The 22680-nt window shown below is 69.0% G+C and carries 23 protein-coding genes and 1 pseudogene; 15 read left to right on the top strand and 9 right to left on the bottom strand.

Annotation, left to right across the window (positions count from 1 at the left end):
- Nucleotides 1–155 precede the first annotated feature (155 nt).
- Genes BSY19_RS08445 through BSY19_RS08435 form a run of 3 tightly spaced genes read left to right on the top strand, consistent with a single transcriptional unit; the run spans nt 156 to nt 2747 of the window.
- A complete protein-coding gene (locus tag BSY19_RS08445; protein WP_069053770.1) occupies nt 156–908 on the top strand; it encodes an SDR family NAD(P)-dependent oxidoreductase in 753 nt (250 codons plus the stop codon).
- Nucleotides 901–1737, top strand: coding sequence for a transketolase (locus BSY19_RS08440; protein ID WP_069053769.1), 837 nt, complete (start codon nt 901–903; stop codon nt 1735–1737). The genes BSY19_RS08445 and BSY19_RS08440 overlap by 8 nt, the downstream gene beginning before the upstream one ends.
- A complete protein-coding gene (locus BSY19_RS08435) occupies nt 1734–2747 on the top strand; it encodes a transketolase family protein (protein ID WP_069053768.1) in 1014 nt (337 codons plus the stop codon). Before BSY19_RS08440 ends, BSY19_RS08435 begins: the two co-directional genes overlap by 4 nt.
- Here BSY19_RS08435 and BSY19_RS08430 read toward each other — a convergent pair.
- Nucleotides 2744–3715 carry a hydrogen peroxide-inducible genes activator gene (locus BSY19_RS08430; RefSeq protein ID WP_083247488.1) on the bottom strand — a complete coding sequence of 324 codons (972 nt, stop codon included), beginning with the start codon at nt 3713–3715 and terminating at the stop codon, nt 2744–2746. The genes BSY19_RS08435 and BSY19_RS08430 overlap by 4 nt on opposite strands.
- A gap of 125 nt (nt 3716–3840) precedes the next feature.
- Between BSY19_RS08430 and katG the strand changes: the two genes are divergently transcribed.
- The 8 genes and pseudogenes from katG to BSY19_RS08395 all read left to right on the top strand — a co-directional run bounded on the left by katG (nt 3841) and on the right by BSY19_RS08395 (nt 12925).
- Nucleotides 3841–6012, top strand: a complete 2172-nt coding sequence (gene katG, locus BSY19_RS08425) for a catalase/peroxidase HPI (protein ID WP_069053767.1) — start codon at nt 3841–3843, stop codon at nt 6010–6012.
- Between the two features lie 176 nt (nt 6013–6188).
- The gene (locus BSY19_RS08420) at nt 6189–6551 is read left to right on the top strand and encodes a thiol-disulfide oxidoreductase DCC family protein (protein WP_069053766.1); all 363 of its coding nucleotides are present in this window, start codon (nt 6189–6191) and stop codon (nt 6549–6551) included.
- Nucleotides 6552–6826: 275 nt separating this feature from the next.
- Nucleotides 6827–7990, top strand: a pseudogene (locus tag BSY19_RS08415) (CaiB/BaiF CoA transferase family protein); the annotation flags it as partial.
- A 27-nt stretch (nt 7991–8017) separates the two neighbouring features.
- Nucleotides 8018–8926 carry an NAD(P)-dependent oxidoreductase gene (locus BSY19_RS28300; RefSeq protein ID WP_257785743.1) on the top strand — a complete coding sequence of 303 codons (909 nt, stop codon included), beginning with the start codon at nt 8018–8020 and terminating at the stop codon, nt 8924–8926.
- Nucleotides 8923–9843, top strand: a complete 921-nt coding sequence (locus BSY19_RS08410) for an amidohydrolase family protein (protein WP_069053765.1) — start codon at nt 8923–8925, stop codon at nt 9841–9843. Before BSY19_RS28300 ends, BSY19_RS08410 begins: the two co-directional genes overlap by 4 nt.
- 85 nt (nt 9844–9928) lie before the next feature.
- Nucleotides 9929–10246, top strand: coding sequence for an ArsR/SmtB family transcription factor (locus tag BSY19_RS08405; protein WP_069053764.1), 318 nt, complete (start codon nt 9929–9931; stop codon nt 10244–10246).
- Nucleotides 10247–10280: 34 nt separating this feature from the next.
- The gene (locus BSY19_RS08400) at nt 10281–11684 is read left to right on the top strand and encodes an NAD(P)-binding domain-containing protein (protein ID WP_069053763.1); all 1404 of its coding nucleotides are present in this window, start codon (nt 10281–10283) and stop codon (nt 11682–11684) included.
- The gene (locus BSY19_RS08395) at nt 11684–12925 is read left to right on the top strand and encodes an MFS transporter (protein ID WP_069053762.1); all 1242 of its coding nucleotides are present in this window, start codon (nt 11684–11686) and stop codon (nt 12923–12925) included. The genes BSY19_RS08400 and BSY19_RS08395 overlap by 1 nt, the downstream gene beginning before the upstream one ends.
- 22 nt (nt 12926–12947) lie before the next feature.
- On the opposite strand, the gene BSY19_RS08390 is transcribed toward BSY19_RS08395, so the two are convergent.
- From BSY19_RS08390 to minC, 7 genes are all read right to left on the bottom strand, one after another.
- Complete coding sequence (locus BSY19_RS08390) at nt 12948–14000, bottom strand: ArsO family NAD(P)H-dependent flavin-containing monooxygenase (protein ID WP_069053761.1); 1053 nt, start codon at nt 13998–14000, stop codon at nt 12948–12950.
- Nucleotides 14001–14051: 51 nt separating this feature from the next.
- Nucleotides 14052–15356 carry an arsenic transporter gene (locus tag BSY19_RS08385; RefSeq protein WP_069053760.1) on the bottom strand — a complete coding sequence of 435 codons (1305 nt, stop codon included), beginning with the start codon at nt 15354–15356 and terminating at the stop codon, nt 14052–14054.
- A gap of 72 nt (nt 15357–15428) precedes the next feature.
- Nucleotides 15429–15842, bottom strand: a complete 414-nt coding sequence (arsC, locus tag BSY19_RS08380) for an arsenate reductase (glutaredoxin) (RefSeq protein ID WP_069053759.1) — start codon at nt 15840–15842, stop codon at nt 15429–15431.
- 11 nt (nt 15843–15853) lie between these two features.
- Nucleotides 15854–16195, bottom strand: coding sequence for an ArsR/SmtB family transcription factor (locus BSY19_RS08375; protein ID WP_069053758.1), 342 nt, complete (start codon nt 16193–16195; stop codon nt 15854–15856).
- A 104-nt stretch (nt 16196–16299) separates the two neighbouring features.
- Nucleotides 16300–16563 carry a cell division topological specificity factor MinE gene (minE, locus tag BSY19_RS08370; RefSeq protein WP_069053757.1) on the bottom strand — a complete coding sequence of 88 codons (264 nt, stop codon included), beginning with the start codon at nt 16561–16563 and terminating at the stop codon, nt 16300–16302.
- On the bottom strand, nt 16560–17375 hold the full coding sequence (minD, locus tag BSY19_RS08365) for a septum site-determining protein MinD (protein ID WP_069053756.1): 816 nt from the start codon (nt 17373–17375) through the stop codon (nt 16560–16562). The genes minE and minD overlap by 4 nt, the downstream gene beginning before the upstream one ends.
- Before the next feature lie 32 nt (nt 17376–17407).
- Complete coding sequence (gene minC / locus BSY19_RS08360) at nt 17408–18148, bottom strand: septum site-determining protein MinC (protein WP_069053755.1); 741 nt, start codon at nt 18146–18148, stop codon at nt 17408–17410.
- A gap of 182 nt (nt 18149–18330) precedes the next feature.
- Here minC and BSY19_RS08355 point away from each other — a divergent pair, with 182 nt between their 5' ends.
- Nucleotides 18331–18570 (top strand): hypothetical protein, encoded by a 240-nt coding sequence (locus BSY19_RS08355; RefSeq protein ID WP_069053754.1) that lies wholly within the window; start codon nt 18331–18333, stop codon nt 18568–18570.
- Nucleotides 18571–18594: 24 nt separating this feature from the next.
- Here BSY19_RS08355 and BSY19_RS08350 read toward each other — a convergent pair whose 3' ends face one another.
- A complete protein-coding gene (locus BSY19_RS08350; RefSeq protein WP_069053753.1) occupies nt 18595–19392 on the bottom strand; it encodes an HpcH/HpaI aldolase family protein in 798 nt (265 codons plus the stop codon).
- 226 nt (nt 19393–19618) lie between these two features.
- Between BSY19_RS08350 and BSY19_RS08345 the strand changes: the two genes are divergently transcribed.
- Genes BSY19_RS08345 through BSY19_RS08335 form a run of 3 tightly spaced genes read left to right on the top strand, consistent with a single transcriptional unit; the run spans nt 19619 to nt 22612 of the window.
- Complete coding sequence (locus BSY19_RS08345) at nt 19619–20617, top strand: sialic acid TRAP transporter substrate-binding protein SiaP (protein ID WP_442856691.1); 999 nt, start codon at nt 19619–19621, stop codon at nt 20615–20617.
- 19 nt (nt 20618–20636) lie between these two features.
- Complete coding sequence (locus BSY19_RS08340) at nt 20637–21212, top strand: TRAP transporter small permease (protein WP_069053752.1); 576 nt, start codon at nt 20637–20639, stop codon at nt 21210–21212.
- A complete protein-coding gene (locus BSY19_RS08335) occupies nt 21209–22612 on the top strand; it encodes a TRAP transporter large permease (protein ID WP_069053751.1) in 1404 nt (467 codons plus the stop codon). Before BSY19_RS08340 ends, BSY19_RS08335 begins: the two co-directional genes overlap by 4 nt.
- The last annotated feature ends 68 nt before the right edge of the window (nt 22613–22680 follow it).

Genomic DNA, 22680 nt, shown 5'->3' with positions numbered 1-22680 from the left:
AGGAATCAGCGAGAACCGCGCGCTCAACGCCGCCTTCAGATGAATTTAATTCATGTTAGGTTGAAAAACGACCGTTTGTCCACGCTGGCTGCCTGCTGCTTCTCTGTCGCCAAGAAGACGCTCCGCCAGGGGCGCGGTTCAACGGAGGAAACAGCATGCTCCTCGAGGGCAAGACGGCCGCCATTTCGGGGGCGGCCAGCCTGCGCGGCATCGGGCTCGCGACCGCGAAGCTCTTCGCCCGCCACGGTGCGCGCGTCGCCATTCTCGACATCGATGCCGCGGCGGCGCACAGCGCGGCGGCCGCGCTCGGCCCCGGCCACCTCGGGGTCGCCTGCGATGTCGCCGACAAGGCCTCCTGCGAGGCGGCCGCCGCGACCGTCCTCGCCGCCTTCGGCCATCTCGACATCCTGATCAACAATGCCGGCGTGACCCAGCCGGTGAAGACGCTCGAGATCGACGAGCACAGCTGGAACCGCATCCTCGACATCAACACCAAGGGCGTGCTGTTCCTCAGCCAGGCCTTCCTGCCGAGCATGCAGGCCCGTCGCCGCGGCTCGATCGCCTGCATGTCGTCGGTCTCGGCGCAGCGCGGCGGGGGCATCTTCGGCGGGCCGCATTACTCCGCCGCCAAGGCCGGCGTCCTCGGCCTGGCCAAGGCGATGGCCCGGGAGTTCGGCCCCGACGGCATCCGCGTCAACTGCATCACGCCTGGCCTGATCCAGACCGACATCACCGAGGGCAAGCTGACCGACACGATGCGGGCCGACATCATCAAGGGTATTCCGCTCGGTCGCCTGGGCGATGCCTCGGACGTCGCCGGCTGCTACCTCTTCCTGGCCTCCGACCTGTCGGCCTATGTGACCGGGGCCGTGATCGACGTGAACGGAGGCATGCTGATCCATGGCTGATCTGCCGAACACTTCGCTGGCCGACCGCGCCTATCGCATCCGCCGCAACGCGGTGCTGATGGGCGAGGTGCAGGGCCAGGGCTACATCGCCCAGGCGCTCGACATCGCCGACGTTCTCTCGGTCGCCTATTTCCACGCCATGACCTACCGGCCGGAGGATCCGGATTGGGAGGGGCGGGACCGCTTCCTGCTCTCGAACGGCCACTACGCCATCGCGCTCTATGCGGCGCTGATCGAGGCCGGCGTGATTCCCGAGGAGGAGCTGGAGAGCTACGGCACCGACGACAGCCGCCTGCCGATGTCGGGCATGGCCCAGTACACGCCGGGCATGGAGATGTCCGGCGGGTCGCTCGGCATCGGCCTCTCGATCGCGGTCGGCAAATGCCTCGGCCTGAAGCGGAAGGGCTCGCCCAGCTTCGTCTACACCCTGTTCTCCGATGGCGAGCTCGACGAGGGCTCGGTCTGGGAGGCGATCATGGCGGCCGCGCACCACAAGCTCGACAACCTGATCGCCATCGTCGACATCAACAACATGCAGGCCGACGGGCCTTCCACCCAGATGATGGGCTTCGAGCCGCTGGTGCCAAAGCTCGAGGCCTTCGGCTGGTATGCGCAGCGCGTCGACGGCAACGACATCGAGGCGGTGCGCGAGGCCTTCGATCGGGCGCGCCAGCATCCGTTGCCGCAGCCGCGCATGATCGTGGCGGATACGCTGATGGGCAAGGGCGTGCCCTTCCTCGAGACGCGCGACAAGAGCCACTTCATCCGCATCGAAGCCCATGAGTGGCAGCTCGCCCTCGCGGCGCTGGACGCCGGGAGGAACGCATGAAGCCGGTCTTCTCACCACCGACGCCGGGCAAGCCGCGCCTGACCACCTCGGCCATGATCGCCTCGATCGCCGCCGAGGGTCAGGCGACGAAGCCCGCCCCCTTCGGCCATGCGCTCGTCGCGCTGGCCGAGGGCCGCCCCGACATCGTCGGCATGACGGCGGATCTGAGCAAATACACCGACCTGCACATCTTCGCGAAAGCCTATCCCGACCGCTTCTACCAGATGGGCATGGCGGAGCAGATCCTGTTCGGCGCGGCCTCCGGGCTGGCGAGCGAGGGCTTCACGCCGTTTGCCACGACCTATGCCGTCTTCGCATCGCGGCGGGCCTATGACTTCATTCACCAGACGATCGCCGAGGAAGATCGCGACGTGAAGATCGTCTGCGCGCTGCCCGGCCTGACCTCGGGCTACGGGCCGAGCCACCAGGCGGCAGAGGATCTCGCCCTGTTCCGGGCGATGCCGAACATGGTCGTGGTCGACCCCTGCGATGCGCTCGACACGGAGCAGGCGACCGCCGCGATCGCAGCCCATAAGGGGCCGGCCTATATGCGGCTGCTGCGCGGCAACGTCCCGCTCGTGCTCGACGCCTATGACTACCGCTTCGAGCTCGGCAAGGCGAAGCTCCTGCGCGAGGGGCGCGAGGTCCTCGTCATCGCCTCGGGCATCCTGACGATGCGGGCGCTGGAAGCCGCGAAGCTGCTGGAGGCCGACAAGATCGGCGTCGCGGTGCTGCATTGCCCGACGATCAAGCCGCTCGACGTCGCAACCATCGAGGCCGAGGCGCGCCGCTCGGGGCGGCTGGTCGTCGTCGCCGAGAACCACACCGAGATCGGCGGACTCGGCGAGGCCGTCGCGCGCCACCTGATGATGGCCGGCGTCCATCCGACCTTCCGCCACATCGCCCTGCCCGACGCCTTCATGGCCGCAGGCGCCCTGCCGACGCTGCATGACCGCTACGGCATCTCGGCCGAGGCGATCAGCGCCTCGATCAAGGGCTGGCTGGGCTAAAGCGGCGCAGCATCGGGACGGGGCGCTTCGCTGCCCGTCCCTGGCCTCGTTTCGAGGGCGCGGGCCGCATCGTGCATCGCGGCCAGCCCGGCCTCGCGGACCATGGCGGCGATCTCGGCGAGCTGCGCCGCCAGCGGGTTGGTCTTGCGCCAGACCATGCCGATCGTCCGGGAGGGCCGCGGTGCCTCGAGCCGGGCGACGGAGACGGCGGCGCTGCGGATCTCGACGGCCACCGCCATTTCCGGGATCAGGGTGACGCCGATGCCGGCGCCGACCATCTGCACGAGCGTCGAGAGCGAACTGCCCTCCATCAGGGCCCGCGGCGCCAGAGGCGAGAGGTCGCAGACCTCCAGCGCCTGCTCGCGGAAGCAATGGCCCTCCTCCAGCAGCAGAAGCCGCATTTCGCGCAGCATCGTCGTGCTCGGCACCGGCCGCGCCGCCTCGTCGCGCGAGCGGACGAGGACGAACTCCTCCTCGAAGAGCGGCGTCTCCGCCAGCGAGGGTTCGGAAGCCGGCAGCGCGACGATCGCCGCATCGAGCCGGCCGCCGACGAGATCCTCGATCAGGAGGCGGGTCAGGGCCTCGCGCGGGCTCAGCTCGACATCCGGGTAGCGCCCGACCAGCGCCTTGATGAAGCGGGGCAGGAGATAGGGCGCGACCGTGGGGATGACCCCGATGCGCAGGCGCCCGGCGAGGGGGCCGCGCGAGGCGCGGGCGAGATCGGCGAGTTCGTCGATCGCGCGCAGAATGTCGCGGCCGCGCAGGGCGAACTCCTCGCCCAGCGCCGTCAGCCGGATCTGCTTGGCGCTGCGCTCGACCAGCGTGACGCCGAGGCTGTCCTCGAGATCCTTGATCTGCAGGGAGAGGGCCGGCTGCGAGATCGCGCAATGCTCGGCGGCGCGGCCGAAATGGCCCTGGCGGGCGAGGGCATCGAAATAGCGCAGGTGCCGGATGGACAAGGCCGCCATAGGTTTTTCTCATCGCTCCAATTATAAATTCAAAATTAATTTTATCACAGTCGCGTGCTAAGCCCCACCCCAGCTGACCGGTCCGCGACGGATCGCGGATCACGGAACCGAGTGGGGAGACAGTGATGGACGGACTGAACACGGCGCCGCAGGGCAAATGCCCGGTGATGCACGGCGCGAACACCAAGGCCGAGGCCGCGGTGATGAACTGGTGGCCGAATGCGCTCAACCTCGACATCCTCCACCAGCACGACAGCAAGACCAACCCGCTGAAGGGCTTCAGCTACCGCGAGGCGCTGAAGACGCTCGATGTCGCCGCGCTGAAGCGCGACCTTCATGCGCTGATGACCGACAGCCAGGAGTGGTGGCCGGCGGATTGGGGCCATTACGGCGGCCTCTTCATCCGCATGGCCTGGCACGCGGCCGGCTCCTATCGCCTGGCCGACGGGCGTGGCGGCGGCGGCACCGGCAACCAGCGCTTCGCGCCGCTGAACTCCTGGCCGGACAATGCCAATCTCGACAAGGCCCGCCGACTGCTCTGGCCGATCAAGAAGAAGTACGGCAACCAGGTCAGCTGGGCCGACCTGCTGATCCTCGCCGGCAACATCGCCTATGAGTCGATGGGCCTGAAGACATTCGGCTTCGGCTTCGGCCGCGAGGACATCTGGCACCCCGAGAAGGACATCTACTGGGGCGCGGAGAAGGAGTGGCTGGCGCCGTCCGACAGCCGCTATGGCGACCTGATGGATGCGGCGACCATGGAAAACCCGCTCGCCGCGGTGCAGATGGGCCTGATCTACGTCAATCCGCAGGGCGTGAACGGCGTGCCCGATCCGCTGCGGACGGCGGCCCATGTGCGCGAGACCTTCGCCCGCATGGCGATGAACGACGAGGAGACGGCGGCGCTGACCGCCGGTGGCCATACGGTCGGCAAGACCCATGGCAATGGCGACGCCGCGCTGCTGGGTCCTTCGCCCGAGGGTGCCGACATCGCCGAGCAGGGCCTGGGTTGGATGAACCACACCACCCGTTCGGTCGGCCGTGACACGGTGACCTCGGGGCTGGAGGGGGCCTGGACCACCCATCCGACGAAGTGGGACAATGGCTATTTCGACCTGCTCTTCGGCTATGAGTGGGAGCTCAAGACGTCGCCGGCCGGCGCCTTCCAGTGGATGCCGATCAACATCCGCGAGGAGGACATGCCTGTTGATGTCGAGGATCCGTCGATCCGCGTCATGCCGATCATGACCGACGCCGACATGGCGATGAAGATGGACCCGGCCTACCGCGCGATCTGCGAGCGCTTCCACCGCGACCACGCCTATTTCTCGGAGACCTTCGCGCGGGCCTGGTTCAAGCTGACCCATCGCGATATGGGGCCGAAGATCCGCTATGTCGGGCCGGACGTGCCGGCCGAGGATTTGATCTGGCAGGATCCCGTTCCCGCCGGCCGGCGCGACTACGACGTCGCGGCCGTGAAGGCGAAGATCGCCGCCTGCGGCCTCTCCGCCGCCGACATGATCGCCACCGCCTGGGACAGCGCCCGCACCTATCGCGGCTCCGACATGCGCGGCGGCACGGACGGCGCCCGCATCCGCCTGGCTCCGCAGAAGGACTGGGAGGGCAACGAGCCGGCGCGGCTGGCGCGCGTCCTCAGCGTGCTGGAAGGCATCGCGGCCCAGACCGGCGCGAGCGTCGCCGACGTGATCGTGCTCGCCGGGTCCTATGCCGTCGAGCAGGCGGCCAAGGCGGCCGGCGTTGCGGTCGAGGTGCCCTTCGCGGCCGGCCGCGGTGACGCCACCGCGGAACAGACCGACGCGGACTCGTTCAAGGCGCTGGAGCCTCTGGCCGACGGTTTCCGCAACTGGGCGAAGACGGATTACATCGTCAGCCCCGAGGAAATGCTGCTCGATCGCGCCCAGCTTCTCGGCCTCACGGCCCAGGAGATGACCGTTCTGGTGGGCGGCCTGCGTGCGCTCGGCGTTAACCATGGCGGGACGAAGCACGGCGTCTTCACCGACCGCGCCGGCGCCCTGACGACGGACTTCTTCGTCGCCCTGACCGACATGGCTTATCGCTGGGAGCCCGTGGGCAAGAACTCCTACCACATCGTCGAGCGCAAGAGCGGCGCGGTGAAGTGGACGGCGACCCGTGTCGACCTCGTCTTCGGCTCGAACTCGATCCTGCGCGCCTATGCCGAGGTCTATGCCCAGGACGACGGCCAGGAGAAGTTCGTCAAGGACTTCGTCGCCGCCTGGACCAAGGTGATGAACGCCGGCCGCTTCGACCTGAACTGAGCCTGCATGGCGGCTGCGGCCGCCTTACGCCACCTCTATCCCCGCGCCTCACGGCGCGGGGTTTTTTGTTGGCGGGCGCGGTCTCGCAGCCTGCCCTGCCATCGCTCCTGCGGCATCGGCGCCCAGGGGCACCTCGCGCGCTTGCGGCGGCGGGGCGACAGGCCAATATCGGGGGCATGACAGCACTGATCGTCTGGTTTGATGGGGGATGCCCGCTCTGCCGCCGCGAGATCGCGGCGATGCAGCGGCTCGACCGCGCCGGCCGCATCACCTTCCTCGACGTCGTCTCGGACGCGACCGAGTGTCCGATCGACCGCGGCGCCCTGCTGGCCCGCTTCCATGCGCAGGAAAACGGCGTGCTGCTGTCGGGCGCCGCGGCTTTTGCCGCGATGTGGCGCGCCATCCCGTTGCTGCGCCCCTTCGGCCTCGCCGCGCGCAACCGCCATGTCGGGTCGGCGCTGGAATGGCTCTATGTGCGCTTCCTGCGCCATCGGCCGGCCCTGCAGCGCTGGGTCACGGCCCGCGCGGCGAGGCCCTGAACCGCCGCCCTTGACGAGCCACGGCCGGACGAACCTGTCTCAACATCGGGACCCTCGTCGCGCCCCTCGCCCACAGCCTCGTGCAGACAGGCGTCGCCACCATTCTCTTGCGGCATGGGATTGGTGCATACAGCATACGCGCTCGTCGGCATGGCGCCCGGCTCGCGGGCGCGTGATGATGTCATCTGCTCGCGACCACGCTGCGGGCGCGCGAAGAGGCCGGGTGGACGCGAAACGCTGTCCGCTAACCGGCCCGAACAGGGAGGACAGGACGGATGGCGTTGCCACTCGCGGGCATCAGGGTGCTCGATATCTCGCAGGTCATGGCCGGGCCGTTCTGCTGCATGCTGCTGGCCGACATGGGCGCGGACGTCATCAAGATCGAGCCGCCCGGCACGGGAGATTCGACCCGGCAGTCGATGGGCTTTCGCCTGAAGGGCGCCGACAGCCCCGGCTTCCTGGCGCTGAACCGCAACAAGCGCAGCATCGCGCTCGATCTCAAATCGGAGGCCGACCGCGCCGTCCTCTACGCGCTGGTCAAGACGGCCGACATCCTGATCGAGAATGCGCGACCCGGCGTCGCCAAGCGCCTGGGCATGGATTACGAGACGCTGAAGGCGCTCAATCCGCGCCTGATCTTCGCCAGCATTTCGGGCTTCGGCCAGACCGGCCCCTGGTCGCAGCGACCGGGCTTCGACCTGATCGCCCAGGCGGTCTCCGGCGTGCTCAGCGCGAACGGCCTGCCCGGCATGGAGCCGGCAAAGAACTCGATTCCCGTCGCCGATCTCGGGGCCGGACTGTTCACGACCTATGCCGTGCTCAGCGCGGTGATCGGGCGGCAGACCTCCGGCAAGGGGCAGTTCGTCGATGCCTCGCTGTTTGAGGCGGCGCTCGCGCTCTCCGTCTGGGAAACGACGGAGTTGTGGGGCACCGGCAGGACGCCGGAGCCGATCGGCTCGGCCAACCGCATGTCGGCGCCCTATCAGGCTGTGGCGGCTTCCGACGGCTGGTTCGTGATCGGCGCCGCCAATCAGGGCCTCTGGATGAAGCTGCTCAAGGTGCTCGGCCGCGAGGATCTCCAGGCGGATGAGCGCTTCGCGACCAATGCCGCGCGCATCGCCAACCGCCTCGAGCTCATCGACGCGATGGCGCCGACCTTCGCCTCGCGCACGCGCCAGATCTGGATCGACGGGCTGCTTGAGGCGGGCGTGCCGGCCGCGCCGATCCTTGACTATGCGCAGGCTGTCGTCAGCGAGCAGGCGGTGGCGCGCGAGATGGTGCAGATGGTGCCCCACCCGGTGGAAGGGGCCTTCAAGGCACTCGGATTCCCGGTGAAGCTCAGCGCCACGCCGCAGCAGATGCGCCTGCCACCACCGCTGCTCGACCAGCATGGCCCGGAGATCCGGCAGGAATTGGTCGCCCGCGGCCTGCTCGCGCCGGAGGCCGCGGGCCTCACGGCCGATGCGGTGGCCGCGCGCCCGCGCATCGGCTTCATCGGCATCGGCATCATGGGCGAGGCGATGGTGCGCCGCCTGCTCGATCTCGGCTACAGCGTGACCGTCTGGAACCTCGAGCCCGAGCGGCTGGCGACAGTCCTGCCGCATGGTGCCGTCGCAGCGGAGTCTCCTGCGGCTGTCGCGGCCGCGAGCGACATCGTCATGCTCTGCGTGCTGCACATGCAGGCCGTCGAGCGCTGCGTCCTGGCGCCGGATGGGATCGCCGCTGCGGCCTCGGCTCCGAAGCTCGTGATTGATTTCTCGACCGCCGATCCGGAGGGAACGCGCCGTGTCGCGGCGAAGCTGAAGGCGCTGACGGGCGCGGGCTGGATCGATGCGCCCGTCTCTGGCGGGCCGCAGCTCGCCCGCACGGGGCAAATGACGGTGATGGCCGGCGGCGACCCCGATGATTTCGAGGCGGCCAAGCCGCTTCTCGGGCAGATGGCCGGCAACGTCACCCTGATGGGGCCGGTCGGGGCCGGCCAGACGACCAAGGTCATCAACCAGGCGATCGTCGGCACGGGCTATGTCCTGATGGCGGAGGCGCTGATGCTGGCGGAGGCCGCGGGCATCGACGCCGCCCGGCTGCCGCAATGCCTGGCGGGCGGCCATGCCGACAGCAGCCTGCTGCAGCGGCTCTATCCGCAGATGCAGCAGCGCGCCTTCGAGCCACCTTCCAGCTATGCGCGGCAATTGCTGAAGGATCTGAAGGCCGTCTCCGCCTTCGCCCAGGGGCTGGGGCTCGATCTCCGTGTCATCGAGCAGGGCGTGCAGCGCTACAAGGACTATGTCGCGCTCGGTCACGAGATGTCGGATTCGGCGGCCGTGGTGAAGCTCTACGAGCACGAGGCCGCATCACGCGGAAAGGGCCGGCCATGAGCGCCGCGCCGAGCCCCCTGCCCGCCCGCCCACGCGCCGTGATCGACGCCCATCACCATATCTGGGACCTCGCCAACGACCTGCCCTGGCTGAAGGAGGAGCGCATTCCCTTCCGCTATGGCGACTATTCGCCGATCTGCCGAAACTACATGCCCACCGACTACCGCGCCGACACCAAGGGTTGGCCGGTCACCGGCTCGGTCTATGTCGAGGCCGAATGGGCGCGCGACAAGGCGGCGCTGGAAAGCCCCTGGGTCGCGGCGGTCGCCGCGCGTGACGGCGTGCCCTCCGTCATCGTGGCGTGGTGCGATTTCGCGGCGCCGGAGGCCGGCGCCCTGCTGGCGTCCCATGCCGCCGTGCCGATCGTGCGCGGCGTCCGGCACAAGCCGGCAGCGGCCGCGAAGCCCTCCGAGGCCCGCCGCGGCGCGCCGGGCTCGATGGACGATCCGCGCTGGCGCGAGGGCTACGGCCTGCTGGCGCGCCACGGCCTGTCCTATGATCTGCAGACGCCCTGGTGGCATCTCGATGCGGCGGCCGATCTGGCCAGGGATGTCCCGGCGACCCAGATCATCGTCAACCACACCGGCCTGCCGGCCGACCGCAGCCCGGAGGCGCTCGCCGCCTGGCGCCGCGCGCTGGAACTGGCCGCCGCGCAGCCCAACATCGCCCTCAAGATCTCAGGGATCGGCCTGCCGGGGCGGCCCTGGACCGTCGAGGGCAACGGGCCGGTGATCCGCGACGCGATCGCGATCTTCGGCAGCGACCGGGCGATGTTCGCCAGCAATTTCCCGGTCGACGGGATCGTGGGGGATTTCGACACGATTTTTTCGGGCTTCCTCGCCGCCACCACGGCGATGAGCGATGGCGAACGGGACCGGCTGTTCCACGACAATGCGCGGCGGATCTACCGGTTCTGACAGGGCGCAAGCGCCGCGGCGATTCATTTCGATAAAACCGGAAATATAGATTGACTGTGTTTGCGGCGTCGATCATGCTCGCAGCATGGACACGATCATCGCAGCATCGCGGCTGGAGGCACTGGGCAACCCGACCCGGCTTTCGCTCTACCGCGCCCTCGTCCGCGCCGGCCATGGCGGGTTGTCGGTCGGGGACTGCCAGAGCCGGCTGGGCATCGCGCAGTCGACCCTCTCCTTCCATCTGAAGGCGCTGATCGTCGCCGGGCTGGTGAGCCAGGAGCGGCAGGGCCGCACCCTCGTCTGCCGCGCGAATTTCGAGGTGATGAGCGGCCTCGTCGACTTCCTCGTGGCGGAATGCTGCCGCGACGAGTGCTGTGGGACGTCGGACGCTAGCGCCGCCTGACGGCGCGGGCGTTCATTCGGCAGAAGGAACGGACATGAACCAGACCATTGCCATCATCGGTGCAGGACCGGTGGGCCTCGCCGCCGCCGCGCATGCGCTCGAGCGCGGGCTCGATCCGGTCGTGCTGGAGACGGGGCCGGCGGTCGGCCATGCCGTCCGGCAATGGTCGCATGTGCCGATGTTCTCGCCCTGGGCCTTCAATGTCGATGCGGCGGCCGAGCGGCTGCTGAAGACGGCCGGCTGGGCGCGCCCGGACGGGGAGACCTATCCGACCGGCGGCGACCTCGTTTCGCGATACCTCGCCCCGCTGGCCGCCGTGCCCGCATTGCGCGAGCGCATCCGCCTGCACACCGAGGTGCTGGCCGTCTCGCGCCGCGGCTTCGACAAGGTCCGCACCGCCGGGCGCGAGACCGCGCCCTTCGCGCTGCGCTGCCGCGCCGGCGGCGAGGAGACGACGCTCTTCGCTAACGCCGTGATCGACACCTCCGGCACCTGGTTCTCACCCAATCCCGCCGGCTCGGGCGGGCTTCCCGCCATCGGTGAGGCGCAGAACGCCGGACGCATCCGCTACGGCATGCCTGATGTGCACGGCGCCGATCGCGGGCGCTATGCCGGCCGCAGGGTCGCCGTGCTCGGCGGAGGGCACAGCGCCATCGGGACGCTGACCGCCCTCGCCGCCCTTCCCGACGCCCCCACGCCGACGGCGGTCATCTGGCTCTATCGCGGCGCCGATGTCGCGAAGGCCTATGGCGGAGGGGCCGCCGATCAGCTGTCGGCGCGCGGCGAACTCGGTCTGCGCCTCGCGCAGCTCGTCGAGAGCGGGCGCCTGGCCGTCGAAACCGGCTACCGGCTCGAGCGGATTGAGAGCGATGCCGCCGGGTTGCGGCTGATCGCCGATGACGGCCGCACTGTCCTGGCCGACGAACTGATCGTCGCCACCGGCTTCAGGCCCGATCTCGGCCCGCTCAGGGAATTGCGGGTCGCGCTCGATCCGGCGCTGGAATGCCCGCCGGTGCTGGCGCCGCTGATCGACCCCAACGAACACTCCTGCGGCACGGTGCGTCCGCATGGCGCGGCCGAGCTCGCCCATCCCGAACCCGGCTTCTACATCGCCGGGATGAAGGCCTATGGCCGGGCCCCGACCTTCCTGCTCGCGACCGGGCATGAGCAGGTCCGCTCCATCGTCGCGGCGCTCGCGGGCGACCATGAAGCGGCGCGGCGGGTCGAGCTCGTGCTGCCGGAGACGGGCGTGTGCAGCGCCACGCCGGGCGGCAGCCGGGCGGGCGGTGCCAGGACGGCCGCTGCGGGCTGCTGTGGCGGGCCGGCGCCTGTGCCGAGCACCGCCTGCTGCGCGCAGGATCACGACGCGAAGGCCGCGGGCGAGCCCGGCTGCGGCTGCGGCGGCACCACGAAGACGCCGGAGCTCGCGACCGCCTGATGACGACGCTTTCTGCTCCGCCTGCGGGCTCCCCTGCCCGCGGCCATCTCGGCCTGATCGTGGCGCTCGGCGCCACCCAGGTCGCCGGCTATGGCACGCTCTACTACACCTTCGCGGTGCTCGCCCCGGAGATGACCAAGAGCTTCGGCTGGGCGCCGGAATGGACCTATGGCGCCTTCGCCGCCGGCCTTCTGGCGGGCGGTCTGGCTGCACCCTTTTCCGGCCTGCTGATCGACCGCTTCGGCACACGGGCGATGATGAGCCTGGGCAGCGTGCTGGCGGCGGCCGCGCTCTATGGCCTGTCGCAGGCGCGCGACCCGGTGAGCTACTACGTTGCGATGATCGCGGTGGAGACGGTGGCGACGCTGGTGCTCTACGACGCTGCCTTCACCGCGCTGACGCAGGCGGAGGGGGCGGGCGCACGACGCGCGATCAGCAAGCTCACCCTGATCGGCGGCTTCGCCTCGACGCTGTTCTGGCCGCTGACGACGGCCCTGCTCGCGCATTACGACTGGCGCAGCATCTATCAGCTCTACGCGATCGGCTATCTCGCCCTGTGCCTGCCGCTGCATGCGCTGCTGCTGCCGGCGCGTGGCGGCAAGGCAGCCTCGGTCACGGCGCCGAAGCCGGAGGGTGACGGCCAAGCCTATCTCCTTGGGCGGGATCGTACGCGCGCCTTCCTGCTGCTGGCACTGGCGTTCTCCCTGCAGGGTTTCGTGATGTCGGCGATGTCGGTGCATATGCTGACGATGCTGCAGGGACTGGGGCTCAGCGCGGCGCTCGCCGTCGGGATCGGCGCCATGGTCGGCCCCTCGCAGGTGACCGGCCGGCTGGTCGAGATGCTGTTCGGCACCAATCTGGAGCCGACAACGACGGCCTGGGTCTCGGCGACGCTGATGCCGATCGGCTTCGCGCTGCTGCTGGTCAGCGGCACCACGGCGACGCTCGCCGGGCTCTTCGCCATCGCCTATGGCGTCAGCATGGGGCTGAGCTCGATCGTGCGGGGAACGGTGCCGCTGCGGCTCTTCGGCCCGGCCGGATATGGCGCGATGCTGGGCAAGCTCTCGGCACCAGGGCTGGCCATCCGCGCGGCCGCGCCCGTCGCCTTCGCGGTCATGGTCGAGCGGGCCGGGCTGATGCCGAGCACGATTCTGCTGATCGTGCTCTCGGGGGCGGCGGCGGCGGCCCTGTTTGCGCTGTCGCGCTATACCGTCTCCGCGCCGGGTGCCGGCGGCAGATGAGTGCGGGCGGGAGCGGCCGGGGTCAGGCCAGCGCCGCCGCGATCTCCGCCACCGTCGACCGGGCGGTGCGCATGACGCCGATCAGGGTTGCGGAGGCCGCGCCGGTCCAGTCGCCATAGCCCACGAGCCAGAGCCCCGGCTCATCGATCGACCGGCTGCCGCTGGTCGCGACGCGGCCATCCGCCCCGACCACGCCGAGCGGCGCCAGATGCGACAAGGCGGGCCGAAAGCCGGTGCACCAGATCACCGCATCGACGGTCGAGCGCGTGCCGTCGGGCCAGACGACACCGTCTTCGGTAAAGCGGACGAAGGGCGCGACCGCGTGCAACACGCCGCGCTCGCGCGCCTCCCTGACCGGCGGCACCATGACGACGTCGCCGAAGCCGCCGATGGGCAGGTCGATCGTGCGGCCCTCCTGGGCGGCCCGCCAGCGCGCGGTCGCCCGTTCGAACAGGACACGGCCATCGACATCATCCGGCAGGAAGGCGGGCGGCGTCGCCGTCACCCAGGTGACGTCAGCCACCAGTGACAGCTCGGCCAGGATCTGCGCCCCGGAATTGCCGCCGCCGACGACGAGAACGCGTTGGCCGGCGAATGCGCTCGGTGTGCGGTAATGCGCCGAATGGATCTGGCGCCCCGCAAACAGCGCCTGATCCGGATAGTTCGGCCGGAACGGATGGCGCCACGTCCCGGTCGCGCTGACGACGAAGCGGGCGCGGCGGGTGCCGGCGCTGGTCGCGATGGAGAACCCGGCGCCGTCGCGGTTGACGGCCTCGACCTCGACCGGCCGCTCGACATTCAAGGCGTAGCGCGCCTCGTAGCGGACGAGATAGTCGATCACCGCATCGCGATCAGGGTACCCGTCCGGGCTTGCCGGCATCGGCCAGCCCGGCAGCGAGCTCCATTGCGCCGGCGAGAACAGCCGCAGCGAATCCCAGGCATGGAGCCAGGCGCCGCCGGGCTTCTCCTCGCCATCGAGAATAGCGAAGCGAAGCCCCGCCCGCTTCAGAAAATAGCCGCAGGCGAGCCCGGCCTGGCCGCCGCCGATGACCACCACATCCAGCAGCTCGTCCATGCCGGCTCTCCTCTGCGATGCGGCGGTCTGAGACCGACGATGCGCGCCTCTTCATGACACCACTGGCAGCCAGAGCCAAAGCGCCACCAGCGCGGCCAACAGCACCGGCGGCGTCAGGACGAGCCCGACCTTCATGTACTGGCCCCAGCCGATGGTCTGGCCCTTGCCGGCCAGGACATGCAGCCAGAGCAGGGTCGCGAGCGAACCGATCGGCGTGAATTTTGGGCCGAGATCGTTGCCGATGACATTGGCATAGATCATCAGCTCCTTCGTCAGCGGGTCGACCGCAGCCCGGTCGATCGCCAGCGCACCCACGAGCGTCGCCGGCATGTTGTTCATCACCGAGGCGAGGCCGGCGACGAGGAACCCCGTCCCCACTGTGGCGACGAAGCTGCCCTGGGCGGCGAGCCAGACGAGGATGCCTGCGGCGATGTCGGTCAGCCCCGCATTCCCGAGCCCGTAAACGACGAGATACATCCCGACCGAGAACAGCACGATCTGCCAGGGCGCCCCGCGCAAAACCTTGGATACGGAGACGACCGCCCCCGTGCCGCCTGCGAACCAGCGCCCGGCGATCGCCATCAGCAGCAACGCGGCGGCTCCCGTCACGAAGGCGATCGGGATGCCGAGGGGCGCCGTGGCGAAATAGGCGACGAGCAGGACGCCGAGCAGCGGGACGGCGGCGCGGAAGACGGCCCTGTCGCGGATCGCGGCGGCCGGCGCTTCCAGTTCTTCCACCGCATAGGCCGGCGGGATGTCGCGGCCGAACCAGAGCCAGAGCACCAGCAGTGTCGCAGCGAGCGACGCCAGGTCGACCGGCACCATCACCGCCGCATAGCGCGCGAAGGAGATGCCGAAGAAGTTCGCCGTGACGATGTTGACGAGGTTGGAGATCACCAGCGGCAGCGAGGTCGTGTCGGCGACGAAGCCGCAGGCGACGATGAAGGCCATGGCGCCGGCGGGTGGAAACTTCAGCCGCAGCAGGATGGCGAGAACGATCGGGGTCAAGAGCAGCGCCGCGCCATCATTGGCGAAAACGGCGGCGATGACCGCGCCCAGCAGGATCACCAGCGGAAACAGCCGCCGGCCGTTGCCGCCACCCCAGCGGGCGACATGCAGCGCCGCCCAGGCGAAGAAGCCGGCCTCGTCGAGGATCAGCGAGATGACGATCAGGCCGACGAAGGTGAAGGTCGCATCCCAGACGATCTGCCAGACCGTGCCGACATCGGCCCAGCCGACGACGCCCGCCAGGAGAGCAACAACTGCGCCGCCGAGCGCCGACCAGCCGATGCCCAGCCCGCGCGGCTGCCAGATGACGAGGACGAGCGTGGCCATGAAGATGGCGAGAGCGAGCATGACGGTGTCCGGCGTTGTGTCCTGGGCCGTCCGCGTCAGCGGTGCGAGCGGGACGGGAACGGAGGGAGCGGCTCAGCGGGGCGCGGCGAGCCAGGTGACGACCTCGCCGTCTTCCTTGGTGAAGCGCGCGACGGGGTCGTCGAGCAGGTCCAGTACGCGTTCGGAGGGGCGGCAGAGCCGCGTGCCCCGCCGGGTAATGACGATCGGGCGGTTGATCAGGATCGGGTGCGCCATCATCGCGTCGAGCAGGGCATCGTCGCTCAGCGCGGGATCGCCGAGGCCGAGTTCGGCATAGGGCGTGCCCCTCTCGCGGAGGATATCGCGGGGCCGCGCCCCCATCGCCGCGAGCAGCCCGACCAGCGTCTCCCGACTCGGCGGGGTCTTCAGATACTGGATGACGACCGGCGCCTCGCCCGAGGCCCGGATCATCGCCAGGGCGTTGCGCGAGGTGCCACAGGCGGGGTTGTGATAGATCGTGACGGTCATCGCGCGCGGCCTCAGGCTTCCGCGCAGCTGCGCGGGGCGAGCGCGAGGATGTCGCCGCAGAGCGCCGTGTTTCCGCCGCAGCAATCGGCGGTGAGGAAGGCGAGCAGCCGCCCCATTTCGACGAAGCGCGCAGCGTAGAGGATCCGCCGCCCCTCCCGCCGTGAGGCGACGAGGCCCGAGCGTTCCAGCGTGGACAGGTGGAAGCTCATGCGCGTCGGCGCGATCCCGAGGCGCTCCGCGATCTCGCCGGAGGGCAGGCCCTCGGGCCCGGCCCTCACCAGCAGGCGGAAGGCGGCGAGACGGTCGATCTGCGCGAGGGCGGAGAGTGCTTCGATGGCGGCTTCGTCATCCATCCTGCAACACTACAAGTATTGTTGCATGATTCAAGTCGAAGAGAGCCCGGCGCACCGCGGCGGCCGGGCTCGGTTCGGGAAGGCTGCGGCAAGGCGCAGCCGCTTCAGGCGGCCTTGCGGACGACGTCGAAGGGGATCTCGATGTCGACGGCCAGCGTCGAGACCTGGGCGCCGCGCTCCATCTTGACGGTGACCTTGTCGGCATCGATCTGCATGTGCTTGGAGATCGCTCGCAGGATTTCGTCCCTGAGCTTCGACACCAGATCGGAATCGCCGACGGCGGCGCGCTCATGCGCCAGCAGGACCTTGAGGCGTTCGCGGGCGGCCGGCGCCGACTGAACGCGCGAGAAGAAACGACGCAGGTTCATGCCGCCTTCCTTCCAAAGATCTTGCCGAAGAAGCCCCGCTTCTCGCCGGGGATCATGATCGGCAGATTCTCGCCCTGGAGCCGGCGCGCGGCCTCGAAATAGGCGATCGAGGGGGCGCTTCGGTCATCCGCCAGCGTCACCGGCGAGCCGAGATTGGAGGCGCGCAGGACATCCATGCTCTCGGGGATGATGCCGAGCAGCGGGATGGAGAGGATCTCCAGCACGTCGTCGACCTTGAGCATGTCGCCACGCTCGGCCCGGACGGGGTCGTAGCGGGTCAGCAGCAGGTGCTTTTCCATGTGCTCGCCGTTCTCGGCGCGCAGCGTCTTGGAATCGAGCAGGCCGATGATGCGGTCGGAATCGCGCACCGAGGAGACCTCCGGATTGGTCACCACGATGGCGACGTCGGCATGGCGCATGGCCAGCGTCGCGCCGCGCTCGATGCCCGCCGGGCTGTCGCAGATCACCCAGTCGAAGACGCTCTTGAGCGCGCCGATGACCTTCTCCACGCCCTCGGCGGTGAGGTTGTCCTTGTCGCGGGTCTGCGAGGCCGGCAGCAGATAGAGCGTCTCGACGCGCTTGTCGCGGATCAGCGCCTGGGTCAGCTTCGCCTCGCCCTGGATCACGTTGACGAGGTCGTAGACGACCCGCCGCTCGGCCCCCATGACGAGGTCGAGATTGCGCAGCCCGACGTCGAAATCCACTACCACGACCTTATCGCCACCCTTGGCGAGCGCCGCCCCCAGCGCGGCGGACGAGGTCGTCTTGCCGACGCCCCCCTTGCCCGAGGTGACCACGATGACCTTGCCCATAGACCTCTCCCGATTGTCCCGATGTCGCCCGGTCAGGCGATCGACCCGACCTTGAATGTTTCGCCTTCGAGCCAGATCTGCACGGCCTTGCCGCGCAGCTCCGGCTCCATGTCCTCGGCGGTCTTGTAGAAGCCGTCGATCGCCAGCAGCTCGGCCTCGAGCCGGCTGCAGAAGATGCGCGCCGACGCGTTGCCCATGGTGCCGGCGAGCGCCCGGCCCCGCAGCGTCCCGTAGACATGGATCGAGCCGCCCGCGACGACCTCGGCGCCCGAGGCGACCGAGCCGACGATGGTGACGTCGCCCTCCGGGAAGAACAGCGACTGGCCAGAGCGCACCGGCTGCGTGACGATGATCGACGGCACCGGCTTGCCCGGCGTCGGGTCGGAGCGGACGACGCTCTCCGGCGCCACTGCGTCCGGCACCGGAACCGCCTCGGCCGCCGGTTGCTCGACATCGGCGGTCGAGCGCCCGCCCGACATCGCCGGCGGCAGATCGGAGCCCAGCATGGAGGCCCTGGCCCCCTCGATGCCCATGATCCGGACGCCGCGACCGGAGAGCTTGCCGACGAGGTCGCGCAGCTCCGCCCGGTCCAGTTCGAGCCCCTCGATGTCGAGCACGACGGGCCGCCGCAGGAAGAAGCCGGCCGAGAGCGCGGCCAGTTCGTCGAGCCGGATCAGCCAGTCCTCGAGCGGCAGCTCGGGGGTCAGCGTCAAGGCAAGGTAGGAGCGCCCCTTGAGGCGGATGGGCCTGGGTTTGGTTAACACGGCGGTCATCTTGGTAAATTTTCGGTGTCTTCGGTGTATTCAGCCAATGGTTAACGGCTGGTAAATGCCGCCGCTCGGGAGGCCTTTCCGGCGGGCTGTGGCATGCGTGCCGCGGGCCATCCGAAGGGAGAGGCGCAGAGCCCTGAAACGTGCGATCCTCGCGGCCGGGCGATGTGCCTGCGGAGCCGACCATGGACATCATCGTAACGCCCAGCGGCCCGACCAGCTGGGCCCTGATCGACCTGCTCGGACGCAATATGGGGCGCGTCGAGCTGGCGGCGCCGGACGAATACCGAATCATTCCCGGAGAGCGCGTCGCCGAGAGCATGCGCGCGATGAAGCACGGCCCCTTCGCGACGCTCGATGCCGCCCTGTCGCAGATCGAGGTGTTCACCCGCTCGACCTGCCGGCTCGCTCCCGCGGCCGACTAGCGCGGGCGCGGCCTTAAGCGGCGGTCACCGGGCGGCGGGAGCGACCTGCCCTGTGCGCGCGCGCAATGTCTGCGCGACCGCGGTTCCCTGGTCGATCAGGAGGTTGATGTCGTTGGTGGCGACGATCAGCCGGGCGCCGAGATCGAGCGCATGCGACTGCAACAGCGCCGCGCCGACGCCGATGACCCCGAAGATCTTGCCCTGCGCGAGCGTCGCCGCCGCAACGGCCGCGAAAGCCGCCAGCACCTCGGGATGGTCGACCGCTCCCAGATGCCCCATGTCGGCGGCGAGGTCGTTGGCACCGATGATGACGGCGTCGACGCCGGGAACAGCCGCGATGGCACCGGCCTCAGCGACGCCGCCGGCGCTCTCGACCATGGCCACGATGACGGTGTCCGCCTCGATCCGCCTGACCATCTCGGCGGCCGGGGGCACCTGGAAGCCGAGCCGCGCCAGCGGGCTCGGCAGAGAGCGCTTGCCGAGCGGCTGGAAGCGGCATTTCTCGACGATCAGACGCGCCTCCGCGGCGGTCTCGACATGGGGCACCACCACGCCCTCGGCGCCGCAGTCGAGCACGCGCGCCAAGTCCGGCGCGTAAGGCCCGCCGACGCGGACCAGGCAGGGCAGCCCGGCCTCGAAGGCGGCAACACTGATCGAGGCGGCGTCACCGATCGCGATCGGCCCATGCTCCATGTCGACCAGCAGGAAATCGAAGCCGCAGCTGCGCGTGACGGTGACGATCTCGACCGTGCGGATGACGCAGGCCGCGAGCCCGATCGGCGTGCGCCCGTCGGCCAGCTGCCGGCGCAAGGTATTTCGCATGGCACGTCATCTCCCATCGCAGCCCAGCGACCGGCTACCACACGCATAGTGCGTGCACAATGTGCACAAGATGCGAACAATCGCGCTTGTCTTCCGCATGCATTTCAGGCGCTATCGTCCGGGAACGGCTTCGTTCGGCTGGCATGTCGCTTGCTGTGCCGACAGCCGGACGCGAGCGGCCGGATCGGGCGCCGACGCAAGCCCGAAGCCAAGGGGAGAGACGGGAATGACGGTGACCACCAAGGCCTCGATGCACCGCAGCCTGCTGGCGGCGTTCGCCGCGGCGGCGCTCTCCTTCATGGCCCTGCCCGCGCAGGCCCAGACCACGCTGAAATGGGCCTATGTCTACGAGCCGGCCGAGCCGCATCACAAGGGCGCGGTCAAGGCCGCCGAGCTGATCGAGCAGCGCACCGGCGGGCGCTACAAGATCCAGCTCTACCCCTCTGCCACGCTCGGCAAGGAATCGGATCTCAACCAGGGCCTCTCGCTCGGCACGGTCGACATCATCATCAGCGCCGCGAGCTTCCAGGCCCAGGTCTCGAAGCCGCTCGGCGTGACCTATTTCCCCTTCGCCTTCCGCGATTTCGACCATGTCCAGGCCTATGCGAAGAGCGACCTCTACCGGCGCCTCGCCGACGGCTACGAGAAGGCGACCGGCAACCGCATCGTCGCGCTGACCTATGCCGCCGAGCGGCACGTCACCTCCAGCCGGCCGATCCTGACGCCCGCCGACATGAAGGGCCTCAAGATCCGCGTGCCCGACGCCGCCGCCTACATGGCCTTCCCCAAGGCGCTCTCAGCCAACCCGACGCCGATCGCACTGGCCGAGGTCTACACCGCCCTGCAGAGCGGCGTCGTCGACGCACAGGAGAACGCCTTCAACACGATCTGGTCGAAGAAATTCCACGAGGTGCAGAAGCACATCATGCTCACCGGCCACGTCATCGACGTGCTCAACACGGTGATCGGCGGCGCCACCTGGAAGAAGCTCTCCGACGCGGACAAGGCGATCTTCGTCCAGGCGATGCAGGAGGGCAGCCTGCACGCCTCCACCCTGATCCGCGACGAGGACGACAAGCTGCGCCAGGAGATCGTCAAGGCCGGCACCAGCACGATCCATACGGTCGACAAGGCCGCCTTCCAGAAGGCCGTGCTGGCGAGCTCGAAGCCGGCGGATTTCGGCTTCGTCCAGGCCGATTTCGACGCGCTGGTGGCGTTGAAGTAGGCCGGCTGCGGACTCCCCCATGACCACGCCGGCCCGCCTCGACGATCAGCCCGCCGTCCTCAACGAGAAGGGGGAATTCCAGGTCGAGGACGAGGCGATCGACCTCTCGGTCTATGCGATCGAGGAGTGGCTCGGCTTCGGGGTGTTCTGCGTGCTCGGGGCGACGGTCTTCCACCAGTTCTTCACGCGCTATGCGCTGAACGATTCCGCCGCTTGGACCGAGGAGATCGCGCGCTATCTGCTGGTCTGCACGGTGTTCATCGGCATCGTCGGCTCGGTGCGCAAGAACAGCCACATCCATGTCGACTTCTTCTATCACTGGCTGCCGCGCTGGATCACGCGGCCGCTCTCGACGCTGGTGGATCTCGGGCGGATCGCCTTCTTCGGCTACGCCGTCTGGCTGACCTGGCAGCTGATCTCCCGCATCGGCAGCCAGCCCATGTCGGTCGCGCCGATCGCGATCGGCTGGGTCTATGGGGTGGTCATGCTGAGCTTCGCGGCGATGACGCTGCGGGCGATCCAGGTCGCGCGGCGCAACTGGGCGAACGGCTACAGCGTGCTGGAACGCCCGGAGACGGCGGGCGCGTCGTCATGAGCGCGCTGTCCTTCAAGCTGCTCTTCCTCGCCCTGATGGGCTCGGGCATCCCCGTCGCCATCGCGATGGCGGGCTCGTCGCTGATCTACATTCTCGCGACCGGCATCGCGCCCGATTTCGTCATCATCCACCGCATGTTCGCGGGGCTGGATTCGTTCCCGCTGCTGGCGGTACCCTTCTTCATCCTCGCCGGCAATCTGATGAACTCGGCCGGCATCACCAACCGGATCTACAATTTCGCGCTCGGCCTCGTCGGCTGGATGCGGGGCGGGCTCGGCCACGTCAATGTCGTCGGTTCGGTGATCTTCTCGGGCATGTCGGGCACGGCGGTCGCGGACGCCGCCGGTCTCGGCACCATCGAGATCAAGGCGATGCGCGAGCATGGCTACGATGTCGAATTCGCCGTCGGCATCACCGCCGCCTCGGCGACGCTCGGGCCTATCATCCCGCCCTCCCTGCCTTTCGTCGTCTACGGGATGATGGCGAATGTCTCGATCGGGAAGCTCTTCCTCGCCGGCATCGTGCCCGGCATGGTCATGGCCCTGCTGATGATGGCGACGGTCAGCTTCTATGCCCACCGCAACAAATGGGGCGGCGACGTGCCGTTCGAATGGCCGCGGATTCTGCGCGTGCTGGGCGAGCTCGCGATCGTGGCCGGTTTTCCCCTCGCGATCTGGCTTGCGGTCGATGCCGGCGTCTCGCCGCGCATCGCGGTGATCGCTGGGTTCGTGCTGCTGCTCGCGGCCGACAAGGTCTTCCGCTTCGCTGCCGTTCTGCCGCTGATGACGCCGGTGCTACTGATCGGCGGCATGACGTCGGGCCTGTTCACCGCGACGGAAGGCGCCATCGCGGCCTGCGTCTGGGCGGTTTTCCTGGGCACCGTCTGGTACCGGACGCTGAGCGGCCGGATGGTGATCAAGGCCTCGATGGAGACGGTCGAACTGACCGCCACCGTGCTCTTCATCGTCTCGGCGGCGTCCGTCTTCGGCTGGGTTCTGGCGGTGTCGCGCACCACGGAAATGATCGCGGGCTGGGTGCTCGCCTTCACCTCCGACCCGGCGATGTTCCTGCTTCTGGCGAATGCGCTGATGCTGTTCGTCGGATGCTTCCTCGAGCCCACCGCCGCGATCACCATCCTGACGCCGATCCTGCTGCCGATCGTGCTCAAGCTCGGCATCGACCCCGTCCATTTCGGGCTCGTCATGGTGCTGAACCTGATGATCGGCCTGCTGCATCCGCCGATGGGGCTCGTGCTCTTCGTTCTCGCCCGCGTCGCCAATCTCAGCTTCCAGCGAACGACGATGGCGATCCTGCCTTGGCTGGTTCCGCTGCTGCTGAGCCTGGCGCTGATCACCTATGTCCCTGCGATCAGCCTCTGGCTGCCGCGCCTGCTGCAGTAAGCGTCCGGGCGGCCCGACCCTTGAACCGGCCCCGCGTCGTCGCCACAAGGTGCGGCGAAGGCGCATCC

It is taken from the genome of Bosea sp. RAC05 (assembly GCF_001713455.1).
GTDB lineage: Bacteria > Pseudomonadota > Alphaproteobacteria > Rhizobiales > Beijerinckiaceae > Allobosea.
The sequence above is the reverse complement of the archived record's forward strand: the minus strand, read 5'-3'. Positions and strand labels throughout refer to the sequence as shown.

Excerpts from the sequence above, each read along its gene's own strand:
- BSY19_RS08445 (WP_069053770.1), top strand. The coding sequence starts at position 156 with ATGCTCCTCGAGGGCAAGACGGCCGCCATTTCGGGGGCGGCCAGCCTG.
- BSY19_RS08440 (WP_069053769.1), top strand. The coding sequence starts at position 901 with ATGGCTGATCTGCCGAACACTTCGCTGGCCGACCGCGCCTATCGCATC.
- BSY19_RS08435 (WP_069053768.1), top strand. The coding sequence starts at position 1,734 with ATGAAGCCGGTCTTCTCACCACCGACGCCGGGCAAGCCGCGCCTGACC.
- BSY19_RS08430 (WP_083247488.1), bottom strand. The coding sequence starts at position 3,715 with ATGGCGGCCTTGTCCATCCGGCACCTGCGCTATTTCGATGCCCTCGCC.
- katG (WP_069053767.1), top strand. The coding sequence starts at position 3,841 with ATGGACGGACTGAACACGGCGCCGCAGGGCAAATGCCCGGTGATGCAC.
- BSY19_RS08420 (WP_069053766.1), top strand. The coding sequence starts at position 6,189 with ATGACAGCACTGATCGTCTGGTTTGATGGGGGATGCCCGCTCTGCCGC.
- BSY19_RS08410 (WP_069053765.1), top strand. The coding sequence starts at position 8,923 with ATGAGCGCCGCGCCGAGCCCCCTGCCCGCCCGCCCACGCGCCGTGATC.
- BSY19_RS08405 (WP_069053764.1), top strand. The coding sequence starts at position 9,929 with ATGGACACGATCATCGCAGCATCGCGGCTGGAGGCACTGGGCAACCCG.
- BSY19_RS08400 (WP_069053763.1), top strand. The coding sequence starts at position 10,281 with ATGAACCAGACCATTGCCATCATCGGTGCAGGACCGGTGGGCCTCGCC.
- BSY19_RS08395 (WP_069053762.1), top strand. The coding sequence starts at position 11,684 with ATGACGACGCTTTCTGCTCCGCCTGCGGGCTCCCCTGCCCGCGGCCAT.
- BSY19_RS08390 (WP_069053761.1), bottom strand. The coding sequence starts at position 14,000 with ATGGACGAGCTGCTGGATGTGGTGGTCATCGGCGGCGGCCAGGCCGGG.
- BSY19_RS08385 (WP_069053760.1), bottom strand. The coding sequence starts at position 15,356 with ATGCTCGCTCTCGCCATCTTCATGGCCACGCTCGTCCTCGTCATCTGG.
- arsC (WP_069053759.1), bottom strand. The coding sequence starts at position 15,842 with ATGACCGTCACGATCTATCACAACCCCGCCTGTGGCACCTCGCGCAAC.
- BSY19_RS08375 (WP_069053758.1), bottom strand. The coding sequence starts at position 16,195 with ATGGATGACGAAGCCGCCATCGAAGCACTCTCCGCCCTCGCGCAGATC.
- minE (WP_069053757.1), bottom strand. The coding sequence starts at position 16,563 with ATGAACCTGCGTCGTTTCTTCTCGCGCGTTCAGTCGGCGCCGGCCGCC.
- minD (WP_069053756.1), bottom strand. The coding sequence starts at position 17,375 with ATGGGCAAGGTCATCGTGGTCACCTCGGGCAAGGGGGGCGTCGGCAAG.
- minC (WP_069053755.1), bottom strand. The coding sequence starts at position 18,148 with ATGACCGCCGTGTTAACCAAACCCAGGCCCATCCGCCTCAAGGGGCGC.
- BSY19_RS08355 (WP_069053754.1), top strand. The coding sequence starts at position 18,331 with ATGGACATCATCGTAACGCCCAGCGGCCCGACCAGCTGGGCCCTGATC.
- BSY19_RS08350 (WP_069053753.1), bottom strand. The coding sequence starts at position 19,392 with ATGCGAAATACCTTGCGCCGGCAGCTGGCCGACGGGCGCACGCCGATC.
- BSY19_RS08345 (WP_442856691.1), top strand. The coding sequence starts at position 19,619 with ATGACGGTGACCACCAAGGCCTCGATGCACCGCAGCCTGCTGGCGGCG.
- BSY19_RS08340 (WP_069053752.1), top strand. The coding sequence starts at position 20,637 with ATGACCACGCCGGCCCGCCTCGACGATCAGCCCGCCGTCCTCAACGAG.
- BSY19_RS08335 (WP_069053751.1), top strand. The coding sequence starts at position 21,209 with ATGAGCGCGCTGTCCTTCAAGCTGCTCTTCCTCGCCCTGATGGGCTCG.